The sequence below is a fragment of the Xanthovirga aplysinae genome (assembly GCF_009711365.1).
GTDB classification, from domain to species: domain Bacteria; phylum Bacteroidota; class Bacteroidia; order Cytophagales; family Cyclobacteriaceae; genus Xanthovirga; species Xanthovirga aplysinae.
Genome location: NZ_SMMB01001271.1, coordinates 1 through 17178 on the forward strand (window position 1 = coordinate 1; position 17178 = coordinate 17178).

Annotated in this window: 10 protein-coding genes; 5 read left to right on the forward strand and 5 right to left on the reverse strand. The window is 37.1% G+C overall.

Translation table 11 applies throughout. From position 1 onward, the window contains the following. Nucleotides 1-86 precede the first annotated feature (86 nt). Nucleotides 87-1493 (reverse strand): RtcB family protein, encoded by a 1407-nt coding sequence (locus tag E1171_RS20420; protein ID WP_155207922.1) that lies wholly within the window; start codon nucleotides 1491-1493, stop codon nucleotides 87-89. 227 nt (nucleotides 1494-1720) lie between these two features. Here E1171_RS20420 and E1171_RS20425 point away from each other — a divergent pair, with 227 nt between their 5' ends. The 5 genes from E1171_RS20425 to E1171_RS20445 all read left to right on the forward strand — a co-directional run bounded on the left by E1171_RS20425 (nucleotide 1721) and on the right by E1171_RS20445 (nucleotide 9135). Further along, entirely contained in the window at nucleotides 1721-2218 is a 498-nt protein-coding gene (locus E1171_RS20425) for a metallophosphoesterase family protein (protein WP_155207923.1), read from the forward strand. A gap of 250 nt (nucleotides 2219-2468) precedes the next feature. Continuing rightward, nucleotides 2469-4979, forward strand: a complete 2511-nt coding sequence (locus E1171_RS20430; RefSeq protein WP_155207924.1) for a mechanosensitive ion channel domain-containing protein — start codon at nucleotides 2469-2471, stop codon at nucleotides 4977-4979. Nucleotides 4980-5425: 446 nt separating this feature from the next. Then, on the forward strand, nucleotides 5426-6223 hold the full coding sequence (locus E1171_RS20435) for an SDR family NAD(P)-dependent oxidoreductase (protein ID WP_155207925.1): 798 nt from the start codon (nucleotides 5426-5428) through the stop codon (nucleotides 6221-6223). A 130-nt stretch (nucleotides 6224-6353) separates the two neighbouring features. Continuing rightward, the gene (locus E1171_RS20440) at nucleotides 6354-7721 is read left to right on the forward strand and encodes a cytochrome P450 (RefSeq protein ID WP_155207926.1); all 1368 of its coding nucleotides are present in this window, start codon (nucleotides 6354-6356) and stop codon (nucleotides 7719-7721) included. Nucleotides 7722-7752: 31 nt separating this feature from the next. Continuing rightward, complete coding sequence (locus E1171_RS20445) at nucleotides 7753-9135, forward strand: cytochrome P450 (protein ID WP_155207927.1); 1383 nt, start codon at nucleotides 7753-7755, stop codon at nucleotides 9133-9135. Nucleotides 9136-9283: 148 nt separating this feature from the next. On the opposite strand, the gene E1171_RS20450 is transcribed toward E1171_RS20445, so the two are convergent. The 4 genes from E1171_RS20450 to hemF form a co-directional block, all read right to left on the reverse strand. Next, nucleotides 9284-12343, reverse strand: coding sequence for an efflux RND transporter permease subunit (locus E1171_RS20450; RefSeq protein ID WP_155207928.1), 3060 nt, complete (start codon nucleotides 12341-12343; stop codon nucleotides 9284-9286). Nucleotides 12344-12404: 61 nt separating this feature from the next. Next, nucleotides 12405-13508, reverse strand: a complete 1104-nt coding sequence (locus tag E1171_RS20455; protein WP_155207929.1) for an efflux RND transporter periplasmic adaptor subunit — start codon at nucleotides 13506-13508, stop codon at nucleotides 12405-12407. After that, nucleotides 13495-15951, reverse strand: coding sequence for a TolC family protein (locus tag E1171_RS20460; protein ID WP_155207930.1), 2457 nt, complete (start codon nucleotides 15949-15951; stop codon nucleotides 13495-13497). The genes E1171_RS20455 and E1171_RS20460 overlap by 14 nt, the downstream gene beginning before the upstream one ends. A 245-nt stretch (nucleotides 15952-16196) precedes the next feature. Continuing rightward, the gene (hemF, locus tag E1171_RS20465) at nucleotides 16197-17102 is read right to left on the reverse strand and encodes an oxygen-dependent coproporphyrinogen oxidase (protein ID WP_155207931.1); all 906 of its coding nucleotides are present in this window, start codon (nucleotides 17100-17102) and stop codon (nucleotides 16197-16199) included. Nucleotides 17103-17178: the final 76 nt, after the last annotated feature.

Consider the following 17178-nt stretch of genomic DNA (forward strand, 5'->3'; position numbering starts at 1 on the left):
CTGGGAGTTCGAGTCTCTCCACCCGTGCAAAAAGCCTGAACATTCAGGCTTTTTCTATTTTTTACACTTATATCTTCTGTTTTCTTTCAAGCCATACGGACAATCCTTGGATGAAAAACAGCGATGACTTCCACCAGTTCATTTTGAGCTTTCATAACAGCATCTATATCTTTATAAACCATGGGAGCCTCATCCAAACCACCCCCTAATAAGGTAATATGATGTTTTTCCAGATTTTCTATCATTTGGGAGGGTTTTAGAGTTCTTTTCGCTGCCCGACGTGACAATACTCGCCCAGCCCCATGCGCACAACTACAAAGAGAATTCTCTTCTCCTTTTCCTCGGATAATAAATCCTGGAGTACTCATAGAACCTGGTATAATACCCAAAACTCCTTTTAGGGCAGGCGTTGCTCCCTTTCGGTGAATGATCACTTCTTGGCCAGAAGCCAATTTTTCCTTCCACGCAAAATTATGGTGATTCTCCACCCTGGCAATAGGTTTCTCAGAAATGGCCTTGGAAATGCGTTTATGAATCTGGTGATGGCTCGCAGAGGCATAATCTCCCGCTAAATTCATAGCCATCCAATATTCTTGCCCGACCTGAGAATTCAGATTTAACCAGGCTAAACTTTTGCTATGCCTTGGAAGAGGACAAATATCCATGGCAATTTTGGTATAGTAGTTTGCCAATCCAGCCCCCAATCCACGAGAACCCGAATGAGATAAAACACTAAAGTAAACTCCTGGAGCAAGATTCAATTCATTTTCAGGGTTTTTGATTTCAACCAATCCAAAATCCACAAAATGATTTCCCCCTCCCGAGGTGCCAATTTGTTGGTAAGCACGATCTCTAAATTCTTTTACCTTAGGAATTTCCTTAAACTCCTTCCGCTCAAAAATCGGATCATCCATCGGATCTTCAAAAATACAACCGGTGCCGAACCTTGTATTTTTTAATAAAATACTTTTCAGATCATCTTCATGCTTATCAAGCCATTTTTTGGGAAGATCAAATACGGATAAACACATTCTACAACCTATATCCACCCCGACGCCAAAGGGAATAACTGCATTATCAGCAGCCAAAACACCTCCAATAGGCAACCCATAGCCTAAATGTGCATCCGGCATTAAAGCTCCCGTTACCGAAATAGGAAGCCTCATGGCTTCCACCATTTGCTCATAAGCCTCCCTTTCAATAAAATCAGCACCAAATACCGTAAAATTTGCAGGTTGTTTCTTCAACTTCTTTTCCTCAAGCTCTTCTTCTTCTTTTTCTTCTACTTGCAAGGCCAAAGAAACCTGAGCCCAAATAGGGTCAGAAGAAAAAGCCTCAGGGTCCTTCACTAATTTTTTTAGCAACTTACGTTTCTCAAGTTTGCTCTCATATTTATACTTATCTTCCAATATCTCAAGTATAGTAGCCATAATTGGCCCTTGGTGAATTCCAACTTTTAGTAAATCCTTTCCGCTAAATTTTGTCTTTGTCATGATTTCTCCTCTTTATTTTAAAACAAAAGGAGACAAAGCTTTAAATCCAATATTTACCAGATTTTCAACAAATAACAATTGACAAAATGTCTTTCAAGAACAGCCTTCCAACAAAAAACAGACTAGTATCGAGTGAAATTGAGATTACTAAAAGAAAAACCTGTTTAATTAAGGAAAATCATTAATTAATACTTAAATAGGGTCGAATTTTTGATTGATAAATTACTATGAAAATTGGACTCCTGTCAGATACCCATGGATACCTGGATGAAAGAATCTTTTATTACCTGGAAGATTGCGATGAGATTTGGCATGCGGGAGATGTAGGAAGCCTGGAGGTATTGGAAAAACTAGAGCAATTTAAACCTACAAAAGGAGTATTTGGGAACATTGATGGGCAAAACATTCGAATTCGTTGGCCAGAAAATCAAAGGTTTTCTTGCCAGGGGCTCGACATCTGGATAACTCACATTGGAGGAAGACCTCCCAAATATAACCCCAAAATTTTAGCCCAGCTTAAACAAAATCCTCCGAATGTATTTGTATGTGGTCATTCCCATATACTCCAAGTTAGTAAAGATCCGAATTTCCATCAAATGCTTTTTTTAAATCCTGGAGCTGCGGGAAAACAAGGTTTTCATAGGGTACGGACCATCTTACGATTTGAAATAAATTCAGGAGACATTTCAAATTTACAAGCCATTGAGCTTGGTAAGCGAAGTTGAGAAAATTAAAAATTAAGATCTTCCTAATTAAAATTTTATTGTTTCAAACTTGGAATCACCCAGTCCTCCTTCTTCAGCCCCATTTTCTTAAAAAGCAATTTACTTTCCGTGCAAGCCTTTCAATTGTTTTGGTCCTACTGTTTGGCTAAATAATTGGTTTACGCTCAATTGACAAGGGTTAATCTTACTGAACTTCTCTTTATAGCTTTTCCTTTTAAAAATAAAACCTCTGAGTTTAGATAGGTGAATTATGCCAAATTGGGAAGTGTACCTCAGACACTATCAAGTAAAAAAGAGAGGGGAAAGATGTATTATTCCTAAATGTAGCTGCATTTTACTTTTCCTTATTTCTTTTTGCTTTGTCCTTCTGCCAATCAAAACTGTTCGGGCTCAGATTCCTCAAGACACCATTGCAATTGCAGAAGAAGATTTACCCTATCCTAAAGCCTCCATCTTTTTGGAGGCCGAAAGGAGCCTGGCTATTATTCGCCGATTAATCATAAAATATGACAAAAAGACACTGGTTGAGCAGGAAACCGACGAACTTAAAAAGATAAGAGAACAAATTGAAGAAACCCGTTATGATCCAAGATATACAATTTTGAGTCACAACACCATGCGCCGACTTACCGACCTGAAGCGACGCTGGAACTTTTTCAGAAGTGAGCTAAAAAGACTTGAAAGCAAAGTATTAAACCGATACATTGGGATTGAGGAAGACAGCGAAATTTTAGAAGAGTTACAGCATCGCTGGAAAGTAACTCAGAAGGCTTACAAAGATTTACCTGTAGAGGCCAGAACTCGGGAAAGAGAAGTATTAAGAGAGGTGAGCAAGGCCATTAAAGTGCTTAATAATTTTTCGTTGGAAAACTTATCACTACAAAGTGAAATCACAGGCGATTTAATTGATATTGAAGAAAATAATCAAAGAATTGATGAATACATCAAAGCTTATCGAAATCAAATCCTGACCCAAAATGAACCTCCACTCTGGAAAGCTCTAAGAGAACCTACTGATACACTAAACACAAAGGAGGTAATCAAGGAATCACTTAAAGAAACTAAACTTACCCTTGAGCGCTTTAAAATTGAAAATAAAAAGAACATAAATATCCACCTTCTCTCCTTTGGGTTAACACTGTTCTTCTTAGTATATCTCTTTTTAAGGCTAAGAAAACAAAAGTTTACGAATAAGGAGCAGGAATACCTTGCTGCTTTTTATTCCAAACCCTTTGTATTAGCCATTTACTTTAATGCCTTCTTTGTTTATCGCTTTTACCCTCAGGCGGCTACCACAATTAATGAAATCTTCATTTTAATAGCCCTTTTTACCATGGCAATTGCTCTATATCATATCCTGGATCAAACAAAATTCAGAGCCCTTCTTTATGTCATCTCTGCCTTTGTTTTCTTTTTTGCTCATAACCTTTTCTTAATTATTTCTATAGTACATCGAATTTATTACTTCTCTTTAGCTATATACCTATTTATTCTTTTTAGGTGGTTATTAAAAAGAGGCAGTCCACTTCGATTTATTGATCACCCTATTATTCCCCCTACCTTATTCCTAATCAATATTGGAATGATATTTTCTGTAGTTGCTTTACTTGCTAATCTACTTGGCTTTTATTTGCTCTCAAGAGTAATAGTTTCAGGACTAATCTACTCCCTAAGCATGGGAACTTTGCTATTTATGTTAGTCTTGATGATCCGGAATTTTGTTTCCATAATATTTTTCAGTAAAACTGGTAGAGCCCTACACATCATTAAAAATTTCCCAGACTTAATGAAGAAAAGAATTTTTGCTGTGATCAATATCTTGGCAGTAATTTATTGGTTAATTACTGTTTCCTATTCTCTTGTTCTATACGATCCCGTCATGACCATCCTTAAAGAGGCATTGGAAACCCCCATTCAAATGGGCACCGTTGAATTCAATGTGGGAAACCTAATTTCTTTTTTCGTAACCATTTGGGTAACTATCCTTTTATCCAAATTTATCCAATTCCTTCTAGCAGAGGAATTCTTAGTGGATATTCCTTTTGGAGTCCGGACTACCGTTTCTTTGGTAGCGAGTTATAGCCTTATTGCCATTGGTTTTTTATTAGCTATTGCTGCGGCAGGAATTGAGTTAGATAAATTAACAATCATTTTTGGCGCCTTGGGGGTAGGTATTGGATTCGGTTTTCAAAATATTTCGAACAATCTATTTTCAGGCATGATCCTGGCATTTGAGCGTCCCTTTCAGGTCGCTGATATAATAGAAGTGGGTGAATTAAAGGGCCGAGTAAAGAAACTTGGTTTTCGGTCAAGTGTCATCCGAACCTTTGACGGAGCCGAAGTCATTGTACCAAATGCCCATTTGGTATCCAATGAAGTAATCAATTGGACACTTTCGGATCATAGACGTAGGGTTGAGATTTTTATTGGCGTTTCTTATGGCACGGAACCTGAAAAAGTAAGAAAAACAATTACCCAAACCCTCTCCCAAGTGGAAGCAATCCTAGAAGACCCTCCCATCCGGATTTATATGGATGAATTTGGTCAAAATGCCTTAAGATTTAGAATTCGTTTTTGGGTCAGTCGATTTGAAATAGGCCTGAAAACTAAGGATGCCGTTACAGTCGCCCTTAATAAGGCATTTAAAAAGGCCGGAATTGTCATTGCTTTCCCTCAACGGGATATTCATATTCGATCAGTTAAAAAAGGTGATATTCCTGATAAAAAAATTCCCCCTGATCAAAACAATGAAAATTCTTGAAAATTTTTTCAGCTGAAAACAATTTGAAAAGTTTGATACAGCTCCCCCCTAGATTGGGCTGAATTCAATTTAATGCCATTAACACCCAAACTAATAACAGTGTTTCATGCTGATTTATGTAAACAGTACCGGCTCGGAGTCTGTACTGTTTTTTGATAAATGGGGTTATCAAAGGGAAAAATTTAAGAACAGCCTCGACAAATTATTTTTTTCATTTGGAGGGAGACTTAGAGGAGTCTCAGTTATATATAACTTTGATTAGAATACCCTTCTTTTTAAAGAGCTTTATTAAACCAATCACCCTACCCTTGACCCTAACTAACTGTACAATAACAGTTTTAGCCCGCACTTAAAATAATAGGCCAATGTTTTATATTTGACATCTGTAAACTAGAATGGACAATACATAAGGAAAAGTGGAGTTTGACCTTTCAGTTACCTAAAGTATGCAAACCACCGATAAAAAATTTGCTCTAGTTACAGGGGCAAGTAAAGGTTTAGGTAAAGAACTTACGCTTGCTTTAGCCAAAAGAAAAATAAATTTAATCACAGTAGCCCTGGAAAACGAAGGCCTGCCCTCTTTTTGCGAAGAATTAAAAAAAGAATTTGGTATAGAGGCTTATCCTTATGAAACCAACCTTGCTAATCCAAATGAAGTTTATAAGTTATCTAAATGGTTACAAATTCGCTTTCCCATTAATTTACTGATCAATAATGCAGGTATTGGAGGAACATCCTCATTTGAAAAATCGGACCCTGCTTATCTGGAAACTATCATACAACTTAATATCCGCGCATTAATCCTTTTATGCCGATTACTTTTACCAGAATTAAAAAAACATCCCAAAGCCTATATTCTCAATGTGTCCAGTATGGCTGCCTTCTGTCCTATGGGCCACAAAACAATTTATCCAGCTTCAAAAGCTTTTATCTATTCATTTTCTAGAGGCCTTGCAGAAGAACTAAAAGATACAAGCATATCAGTAAGTGTATTAACCCCTGGCCCCATGTACAAAGATTTTAAGCTTTTAGAAAGAAGAACAATACTAAGACCTTACGCGAATATGGGATTAACCTCTCCTAAACTAGTGGCAAATTTTGCCATCGAAAATTTATTTAAAAGAAAAAAAATCATAATTCCTGGAAAAATAAATCAGCTGGATCGGTTTTTAATGAAAATTTTACCGGAAGGGCTTTTGATTTCCTTCTTTTCCCGAATTATGAGAAATGAAGTGAAGGAATAGAGGATAGGAATTATTTATTAGAGAATAGAAAATAATGATTAATAATTAGGAAATAAAAGAAAACGGCTTTTTTAGGCCAACGTTTAAGTAAATATACTTTGGGTTATTTTTAAGTGTTGATAATTTCGTAATGAAGAGTTTTAAATACCCGAGGGGGCCTATATGGTTAAGTTTGTTCATGGAGAATAAGGGCCAAATGGTTGGATCACCCAATTGGTACCAAAAAAATTTCAAAAAATACGGAGATTCTTTTTCCCTACAAATTGGATTTAACGAAAAAGCAATATTTACTCAAGACGAAGAGTTCGTAGAATATATATTAAAGAAAAACCCTGCCAATTACAAAAAGTCAAAACACTCCACCCATCATTTCAGAAAATTTATGGGGCTTTCGATAATCAATACATTTGGCCAAGAATGGACAAATCATAAACGCTCAATTCAATCTTCTTTTCATTTAAATAAAATAAAATCCCTTTATGTCTCACAAAAACAAAGTATTGATGCATTTTTAAAAAATCTACCCACAGGGAGGGCGATAGATATTTATCCTTTCTTACAGCAAATGACCTTAAACGTACTAACCAATTGTCTACTTTCCACATCGCTTAAAAGCGCTAATTTATCGGTTATTAACCAACACTTAACGGAAATATTAGACTATTTGGTCATAGATATACGAACTCCCCTCACTGCCTGGTGGCGCCAAATTAATGGGCAGGAGAAAAAAATTCAATTAAAAGTCAATAAAATAAAAGACATTATTGGGGAAATCATTGACATAAGACTGAAAAATAAGGAACACCATTTTGACTTGATCGACCTTCTCCTTTCAACAAATAATACAAAAAGGGGATGGCTTTTAAATAGAGAAAAAATAATTAATGAAATTTTGGCTCTTTTATTTTTAGGATCTAAAAGTTCAGCCAATGCCCTTTCTTGGACATTGCACCTATTGGCCAGACATCCTAAGGAAACCAGAAATTTAAGAGCACGAACAAAAAATTTCACAGTGGAAGAATGTGTGCTTTCTCCTCAAATTTTAGCTACTCTGAAAGAAAGTATGAGGCTTTTTCCACCAGTGTGGATTATTGAAAGGACTGCTTTGAAAGACGACTCCTTCAAAAGTTTCTCCTTCCAAAAAGGGACATTAATTTCTCTTTTTATTTACGGTTTACACCATAATAAGAAATTATGGAAAAAACCAGAATCCTTTATTCCTGAGCGTTTTTTACAAGATCAGAATAAAGAGACCATTCGAAAGGCCTACTATCCCTTTGGGGCAGGCCCTAGAGGATGTATGGGTTATCATTTTGCCCTGTCAGAAATGGCTATTTTTCTCCATACCTTTATTCATCAATTTGATATTAAAGCGTCCTTCTTGTTTCCAGAAATGGTCCCTCAGGTTACTTTAAGACCTGACAAAGTAATATTGCATATCAAAAGAAAATGGCATGATCAACAAAAAGAACCATATTTTAATCAACTGGCCATATAAATATTCCTATTCCAAAGAGGAATATTAAATAATGACTTATATTCAAATGATAAATTATAATCTACCAAATGGTCCTAGTTTTTTCACCACTATTTTTGAAGGAAGAGAAAAACTAGAAATGTCCGAAAAATGGTTTAAAAAAGAGTTCGAAAAATTTGGAGACACCTTTAGTGTACCCCTAAATCTAACAGAGAAGGCAATTATTACTCAGGATAAAGGTTTTATTAGATATTTATTAGAAGAAAATTCCCAAAATTATGCAAAATCCAACCATACTGTTAAACATTTTGGAAAATACATTGGAAAAAACTTACTCACTTCCAATGGACATTTTTGGTTACAACAAAGACGTCTACTGCAGCCAGCTTTTCATTTAAACAACCTAAAAGGTATTTACACCAATTTACAACAAAGTATTGATAACTACCTAGACGATTTTCCCACTGGAAGGTCAATTGATATTTATCCATTTATGCATCACATGACCTTTCACCTCTTAACAAAAATTTTGTTTAACTCCCCTGTGACGGAAAAGACCTTAAAAGAAATGGACTCCAATTTTGATAAGGTACTAAAATTCATGGTGAAAGACATTCGTCAACCCTACACGGTTTGGTGGCGAAAACTACGGGGGCAATCAGGTGCTTGCCAATTAAGAGTCAAAAAAATCAGAGCTGTCCTTCAGGAAATTATTAACCAAAGGCGTTCAGAAAAAACATCTTATAATGATCTGTTGGATATAATGATTGAAGCTCCTTTTGATGAAAAGAAGCAACCCATGAATGATGAGCAAATCATTGATGAATTAATGATTTTCTTTTTTGCGGGTCACACCACCACTGCAAATGCGCTTTCCTGGACCATATACTTATTAGCGAAACACCCCAAATTTCTCTTTCATTTAAAATCGCTAACTGAAAACATTAATTTGGAGGAATGTATTCACCACCCCTATTTATTGGCTGTTCTCAAAGAAAGCCTTCGACTTTATCCTCCCATCAGAGGTGTAGACAGAGCCGCTTTGGAAGATGACTCCTACCAAGAATTTAGTTATCCCAAAGGAACTATGATCATTATTTTCCTTTATGGTTTACACCGTAACCCAAAATTCTGGAAACAGCCAAATACCTTTAACCCTAACCGGTTTTTAAAAGAAAACAATAAACAATTTCCTTTAAAAGCTTTTTTCCCTTTTGGAGGAGGGCCTAGAAGTTGTATTGGATATAATTTTGCAATGGCAGAAATGACCATTTTTTTAAAAACATTTATACATCGGTTTGGCATTAATACTACGGCTCAAATTCCAAAAATGGTCCCTCAGGTTACCATCAGACCAGACAAAATAGTATTGGATATTAACATACGACAAACTTTCGATTTTTACAACAAAACAACCATTCCGCATGTTGCATAAAAAATGACAATCCCTTGATTGGAGAAACTATTTAACCAACCAAAAATAAATTTTTATTGAAATAGTAATTAAAGAAAACCAAACTGATTAATAAGCTTTGGAACCTATATACTACATAAACATCTTTCAAAACAATAACTGATGGTCTTTATTTCTTAAAAGAAACTTTATACAGTAAACTATAGACAACCGGAACAAAAACCAAAGTAAGAATTGTAGCGAAGAGTAGCCCAAAAATAATGGCAATAGCCATAGGTTTCCACATAGGAGCACCTCCAAACCATAAAGGTAATAGCCCCATTATGGTTGTTAAGGTGGTTAAAATAATAGGTCGAAAACGGGAAAGTGCCGCTGAAATAATGGCCTGCTGTGGTTCTTTGGTTTGAAGTTCAATTTGAATAGTATCAATTAAAACAATTGCATTATTGACTACAATTCCTGATAGGGAGACTACTCCCAGGAATGTCATAAAACCAAAATAAGAGTCCATTAAAAATAATCCCCAAAACACCCCAATTAATCCTAAAATAATTGTTAGAATGATAATCAGAGTCTTACGAAAACTATTAAACTGCCAAATTAACAACATCAAAATCACAAAGCCCGCCACCGGTAATTGATCATTAATGGATTGATTGGCCTCATCAGATTTCTCGTTTTCTCCTCCAATTTCATATTTATAGCCCAGCCTCCAATCCTTCTTTTGCTCCTCCAACCAAGGGGTCATTTTTAGGATAATTTCATTAGCGGTAAAGCCCTCCTCCATATATGCGTAGACAGTAACTGTTTTTAAGCGATTTCTTCGGCGTATATTAGATGGCTCCCATTCAGTAACAATATCAGCTACTTGTTTTAAAGGAACAGCCTCCCCACTTACTTGTGCATAAATATTCAAATTCTCCAATTTGCCCAGATCCTGACGGTCTGCTTCCACATTGCGCATCACAATAGGAATCAAGAGATCTTCCTCTCGGTATTTAGAAGTTTCAAAACCCGTAAGTACAGTTTGTAGGGAAACCGCTATATCTTGACTGGTGACCCCAGCCAATCGGGCCTTTGTCTGATTTACCTTAACGGTTAATTTTTTAGTTCTTCCTCCCCAATCATCTCCAATGTTTTTTGTCCCTTTTATACTTGCTAATTGCAATTTGGCTTTTTCTACGATTTCAAACAACACATCCTTATCTTCCCCTGAAATCCGTACCTCAATAGGATATTTGGAGGCTGGCCCTGCAGTTAATAACTTTACCCTAGCCGTTAAATCAGGAAAGTACAACTGGCAAAAAGAATCAAGAGGATGCATTAAAGACGCATTTATCTTTTGGGAGGTAGTATTTAATAAAATATAACCAATCTCAGGACTCCCAGGCTCGGGATTATAACTCAAAGCGTATTTTGGAGCCATCTCTCCGATCCAGCTGCCCCAGTTTAAAACTCCTTCTCCCTTTTCAGTTGGATCCACTTGCAAATTTTCGCCTATAAAAGTTTCTATCTTCCCAATTATCTCATCGGTATAATCAATATCCGACCCCATAGGCATTTCAATATCTGCGATTACAAGATTTCGGGAGGATTCTGGAAAAAATAGCCTAGGGACAAAGCCAAAAATAAAAAGGGCAATCAAAAACATACCTAATATCCCCATTAAGAATATATAAGGACGTTCCAAATTCAATAACAAAAAACGCTTATAAATTTGCTGAAAACGATATATTTTCTCTCCCTTACCTATTCGCGTTTTCTTTATGTACCAAACACAAAAAAGGGGAGTCATGGTGAGGGAAAGCAACCATGAACTCAACAAACAAATGGAAACTACCTTAAATAAAGCCGCAGTAAATTCACCCACTGCAGATTTTGCCAAATAGATGGGTAAAAATGCGGCACAGGTAGTGAGGGAGGAAATCAGCAAGGGAATAATTAGTTCTTTGGAAGAGGCCACAGCTGCTTCCTTGATGGTTTTCCCCTTTTCCACCCTAACCAATATTGATTCCGTCATTACAATAGCATTATCCACTAGCATACCAAGGGCTATAATCAGGGCGGCCAGAGATACCTGATCTAACCAAATATCAAGCAGCCCCATAATCATTAAGGTGGATAAGATGGCCATGGGAATTAAACTGGCAATGATCATCCCGGTTCGAAAACCCAAAAAAAGCAACATAACGGCAAACACTATTGCTATGGCTTCCAACAAATTCAAGATAAAGCTATTGACAATTCCATTTACAATCCTGTGTTGGTAAGCCACCATCTCCATGTCGATTCCATAGGGATAATTTTCCTCCAATTCATCAATCATCTCTTCAATAGACTGCCCTAAGTTAATCAAGTTTCCACCTTCAGCCATTGAGATTGCTAGGGCTATTCCGGGCACTCCGTTTACCCTGAATTTGGAATCAACAGGTTCAATATATCCCCTTTTCACCTCAGCTATATCCTCCAGATAAACCAACTCACCAGATTGTGGCAGTTGAATAACCGTTCTTTTAATATCCTTTACGGATTCAAAATTACCTGTAGGTTCGAGAAAAAGCCTTTCTTCCTCAATCTTTATACTACCACCAGGATCAATTATATTCCGGGCTTCCAGTTGATCTCTCAAATTAAAAGAGGTTAAACCCAATTCGGCAAGCCTTGCATTTTCGTACTCAACGAAAATACGTTCATCCTGCACCCCAAAAAGGTCAACTTTAGCTACATCTTTTACATTTTTAAATTCATCCTTTACACGATCCGCTATTTTTTTGAGCTCCGCATATGAATATCCTTCCCCCGTCAATGCTACTATAATACCAAAAACATCTCCATATTCATCATTTACAACAGGAATAGCCCCTTCAGGTAAGTCAGGTTGAACCTTTTCGACTTTCCGTCGCAGATTATCCCAAATAGGCCTCATCACTTTATGGCTTTCCTTAATATGAACCATAATCACAGAAAGACCTGTTTTACTAATACTGTTTACATAATCCAGTTCTGGTATTTCCTGAATAACTTTTTCTATTTTATCGGTAACTAGCAGTTCCACCCTTTCAGGGCTGGCTCCAGGAAAGGACGTCACCACAAGGGCGACCCGCACCACAAAACCAGGGTCTTCGGCCCGAGGCATGGTCCGATAAGTACCAATGCCGGTAAAAAAAACCAATACCAAAATGGTAATGGTAATTCGATTTTGTTCGATTGCACTGCGGGTTATATTCATTTCCAGTTAGGAAAAGTTTCTATTTCTTATAAAAACATTTATGGTTTCTCATAATCCTTCACTAATCCAACAGCCTAACTTTTAATCCATCATTCACTTTGCTTACTCCTCCGGTAACTATAAGATCTCCTTCTACTAAACCCTCTTGAATCATCAATCCATCTGGCTTTATTTCACCCACCTTTACATATCGTTTCTCCAAGACCCCAATCTCCTGTTTCTTTGTATTTTCCTTATGAATGATATAAACAAAATTTCCTTTATTGTCTTCCCCAACTGCTGATACAGGAACCACTATTCCTTTTTCTCCACCTTCTTTTTTCAACTCCAAATACACCTCAGCAGCCATACCTGGTCTGACATATTCATCTGCATCCAAAATCACCAGGGTTACGGGATACGTAGAGGATCTTCTTTCAGCTGAAAAACCTATTTCTGTAATTCTTCCCAAGTACTTTTTAAATGGAATAGAGGCAAATTCCACCTTGACCTGGCTTCCCAATGCTACCCTGGAGATGTAAATATCCGGCACCATAAAATCCAACTCCATATCAGTACCCGAATTTAACACCACTATTACTTGCCCCACCACTACATTTTCATTGATCTCAACTCTTTTTTCTGCAATTACCCCAGAAATAGGAGTCAAAAGGCTGGTATAACTCAATTGGGCTTCAGTGAGCTCTTTTTGTTTTTTAAATGAACTGACCCTGGCTTCTGAAGACTCATATTCCGCTAAGGCTGATTCATAATCATTCAGGGAAGCATTATCATTTTCATAAAGCCTCTTGGTACGTTGAAAATTGGCTTTTGAATTCTGTCTTTGGGCCTCGGCATCTTTCATGGAAGCTGTAGCTTGCTCATATCGTAAAATAAAATCTGTAGCATCCAGTGTGGCAATTAATTCATTGGCTTTTACCCTTTGCCCTACTTTAACAGGCAACATTTCAATCGTACCTGCTACCTTAAAACTGAGGTTTATTTCCTTGCCTGCCTTAGCAACCCCAGAAAATGATTTAATTTGGGTGGGCAAAATCAATTGTACCTTCTGGTACTTCACTGGCCTTAACCATTCCTCCTCTTTCTTCTTCTTTTTACAACCTAACACCCCCGCAAGGTAGAGGAGTAGCAGCAAAGTCAATATGGACCTTCTACTTTGAGTCATCTGCAAAAAATTGGATTAATCGTTGGTTGAATCCTACTCTTTCTTCTTTTGTCATTAGTAGAGTATAAAAACCTGCAGATCGCTCTAACCGAAAAATCTCCTTATAATACCTATTTGTAGCATTTGCATAACGCTCCATTGCAGTAATGGCTTCTTGTTGGGCATCTATTAATTGTACAATGGACACTTGGCCTTGCGCATAAGAATCCTGAACTAATTCCAAATTATTTACAGCAGCCTCCTTGGCTTCTTTGGTATACTGGATATTGGTTAAGGCGGAAAGGGTATTGATTAAATTGGTTCGGATATCGGCATCAATCTGTAATTCGGCTTGTTGTTTTCTCTGATTTAATATAGATAAGCTTATCTCCGAGGCCTGCACTGTTGCATTTCTTCTTCCACCTGTAAAGATCGGAATTTCGGCAGTGGCTCCTACAAACCATATCAATTTTGCCTGAGGAACAGCAACTGGTGAAAGAATAAATTCCCCTTGTGATGAGACAAGACCACCTCTTCTATAAATATTATAATTTAAAGAGCCCAACAAAAACACAGATGGAAGAAAATAAGTTCGAATAACAAATTTCCTAAAACGCTCTACTGCAAGTATTTGTTCATGTAAGCGCTTCAACCTGGGCTGCCTGGCCATAGCTTCAAGCAATAGAAAATCACCAAATTTCCCCAAACGTTCCGGATTGGATGTAAAGCGTTTTCCCAGCTGGATGGATGAAGGGTCAAATAATTTTGGGTCGAACAAATCAACTTCTTTAGTAAAAAACGTCTCTGTTGGAGGGCGATTTAATAAGCGATTCAATTCGTATTTGGCTGACTCCAAACCCTGTCTGGCTGTCAATAGATAAGATTTTGCCTTGGCCAGCTCACCTTCCCATCGGTACAAATCGGCTTTACTAGAGTACCCAATAGAAATCCTACCTTTTGCCAATTCTAAGTTTTCCTGGGTCAACTCAAAGTTTTCCTTTTGAACGGAGGCTATGGTTTTTGCCATTAATACATCTATATAAGCCTCTGTTACAATCAAAATGTAATCCAATTGTTCTCCGGTAAGGGTCTGTCGGGAAGCTTCGCTTAAATGTTTAACGATGCGATGGGCAGCCAAAATAGCTTCATTATAGACAACTTGTTCCACCACCAACAAAAGAAACCCAATACGTTGTGGATTAGTACGTAGCGGTTGGTTGTTAGTGCCTATTAATAAATGGGGAGAAAGTAAAAATACCTGAGGATAAAAAAAGGAAGAAAAGAAATTAATAAACTTCTCGCTACGATCGACACGCTTTTTAGCAATCTGAATCTCCAGGTTTTCTTGTAGACCTTCTGATATAACCTGATATAGGTCCACTTCCCTATCGAATTTAACCTTTTCTTCATCAATAATTTCGGATTCCAATAAAAAAGACCAGGGAAGACTAAAATCAATTTGTGAGGCTGTGGCTGCATTAACTAACAATTTCTCAGAAGTACTAAGATCTACGCCTAAATTTTCGGGCAACTCTCCCTTTAGAACCGTTTGAATATTTATGGCAGTTCTTCTGCTATAACGGAGATAAAGATTTTCCGGGGCAAGGCCCAACAGGGCTCCTTCTCTCACCGCTTTTTCTCCCTCTATTGAAAAGGAAGGCAACTTCTTTGCAATAATTCCTTTATATAATTTTTTTTTCTCTTTCTCTCTAAACCCATCAATAGCCGTAATCCACACGGCATCGTAATTTTCACCTAATTGATTAATAACAGGATCGGCTAAACTGTCTGCCGGAATAAATTCGAAAGAAGTCCGATAGTCAGTAAATATTTGTTCGGCATAACGTTGAATAAAAGGAAAAGACTCTAGGGTAGATCTATCAATTATAATGGCCAAGTGTTTAAAAGGATAAGCCTTATAAAAAACTTCCAAGGAACGTCGAGGAGAAATTAAAGAAACAATGTAACTAAGGTTTTTCATGCCTGAAGTTCTCTGAGCTGTAATAGGAATCTTGGCATAATCACTTAGGAACACTTCCGTAGCAAATACCGGTTTGGAATAAGGTCCATGTTGGGCCATAAACTGAGAGGTAATCTGACCAATCCCCACTACAAGGTCTATGGTAGGGTCGGACAAATATTTATTTAACAGTACTTGAATGGAGTCTCTGGTGCAACCAGCATATGCTACCACATTAAAGTGGATATCATATTCATTTTTAAGTAATTTTTCAGTTTCCTCAATAATTGAGGATTTCATTAGCTGAAGTCGTTCTCGATCGCAATCCATGATGATTGCCACTTCAATGCGTTTTTTGAGCACATTCTGAGCAAAACAAAAACTAAAAGAACAAAAAAGCTCAATAATTAATAAAGAAATTACAGCATTCCGAAAAACTATATCAATCCACATGAGCGCTCCAAAAATTAAGATTCCAGGTTGAAAGAACCCCCATACTGTCATGCCTCAACAACAAGGCTAAAGGTGCATAGGTGTATTTCCCGTAGCTTAAACCAATTTTATCCGGAAGAAATAAAGGGCAATCCGGTGATTACCCTATTTCCAGCCATGATAAAACCGTATTTGTTGGCTAACAGAGATTTTAACTTAAATGATTAACCTTTTGGGAAGGCTTATGTTAAAGGAGAGGAGTGATAGGTTATGAAAAATTTTCAAGAAAAGTAAAAAAAGTAAAAGGGTTATCCCTGCTAACCCTCTACCTCTTGTATCCAATTAATCCCCTTTTTGAGAAGTTCAAGGGTTTTTGCTTCTTTAGAATTTGGTTGGGGGACGAAATTGTATTCCCAATTAGCTTGTGGAGGGAGACTCATTAAGATGGATTCCGTTCTTCCATTGGTATCCAATCCAAACTTTGTGCCTTTATCCCAAACCAGGTTGAATTCAGCATAACGTCCTCTGCGAAGAAATTGCCATTTTTTTTCTTCCTCTCCAAAGGGCAAAGTGTTGTTTTTTGCCATCAGATGGGTGTAAATGGGGGCAAATAAACGGCCGACATCCTGTACAAAGGCAAAGCACTCCTCTTTATTTATTTTTTCACTTTCGACAAGGTGATCGAAAAAGATCCCTCCAATACCGCGAGTCTCATTTCGATGTTTAATGAAGAAATAATCATCAGCCCATTTTTTGAACTTCGAATAATAATCAGGGTGATGTTTATCACAAACAGCTTTTAATTGTTGATGAAAATATTGAGCATCTACTTTATCAATATAATGGGGTGTCAGGTCAATGCCACCACCAAACCAATATTTTCCATTATCCATTTCAAAATAACGAACATTCATGTGAATAATGGGTACCATAGGACTTTGGGGGTGCATCACTATAGAAACGCCAGTTGCAAAAAAATTTGACTTGCTCAGCTTTAAGGCTTGAAGGATCCTTTCAGGGGTTTCCCCATGGACAGCTGAGAAATTCACCCCACCCTTTTCAATAATAGCTCCATTTCTTAAAACTCGGGTTCTTCCTCCTCCGCCTCCTTCTCTTTTCCAGAGATCTTCTTCAAATTTTCCCTGTCCATCTGTTTTCTCAATAGCTTTACAAATGTTTTCTTGCAGGCTTTTAAACCACTCTTCTATTTCTTCTTTTTTCATCATCTCTCGCTGAATTTGTCCCAAAATTATTCATTTTGGATGTAATTGAGAAGGTTTTTTAGGGATACTAGATTTT

Coding starts and splice junctions, on each gene's coding strand:
- E1171_RS20420 (WP_155207922.1), bottom strand. CDS start 1,493: ATGACAAAGACAAAATTTAGCGGAAAGGATTTACTAAAAGTTGGAATT.
- E1171_RS20425 (WP_155207923.1), top strand. CDS start 1,721: ATGAAAATTGGACTCCTGTCAGATACCCATGGATACCTGGATGAAAGA.
- E1171_RS20430 (WP_155207924.1), top strand. CDS start 2,469: ATGCCAAATTGGGAAGTGTACCTCAGACACTATCAAGTAAAAAAGAGA.
- E1171_RS20435 (WP_155207925.1), top strand. CDS start 5,426: ATGCAAACCACCGATAAAAAATTTGCTCTAGTTACAGGGGCAAGTAAA.
- E1171_RS20440 (WP_155207926.1), top strand. CDS start 6,354: ATGAAGAGTTTTAAATACCCGAGGGGGCCTATATGGTTAAGTTTGTTC.
- E1171_RS20445 (WP_155207927.1), top strand. CDS start 7,753: ATGACTTATATTCAAATGATAAATTATAATCTACCAAATGGTCCTAGT.
- E1171_RS20450 (WP_155207928.1), bottom strand. CDS start 12,343: ATGAATATAACCCGCAGTGCAATCGAACAAAATCGAATTACCATTACC.
- E1171_RS20455 (WP_155207929.1), bottom strand. CDS start 13,508: ATGACTCAAAGTAGAAGGTCCATATTGACTTTGCTGCTACTCCTCTAC.
- E1171_RS20460 (WP_155207930.1), bottom strand. CDS start 15,951: ATGACAGTATGGGGGTTCTTTCAACCTGGAATCTTAATTTTTGGAGCG.
- hemF (WP_155207931.1), bottom strand. CDS start 17,102: ATGAAAAAAGAAGAAATAGAAGAGTGGTTTAAAAGCCTGCAAGAAAAC.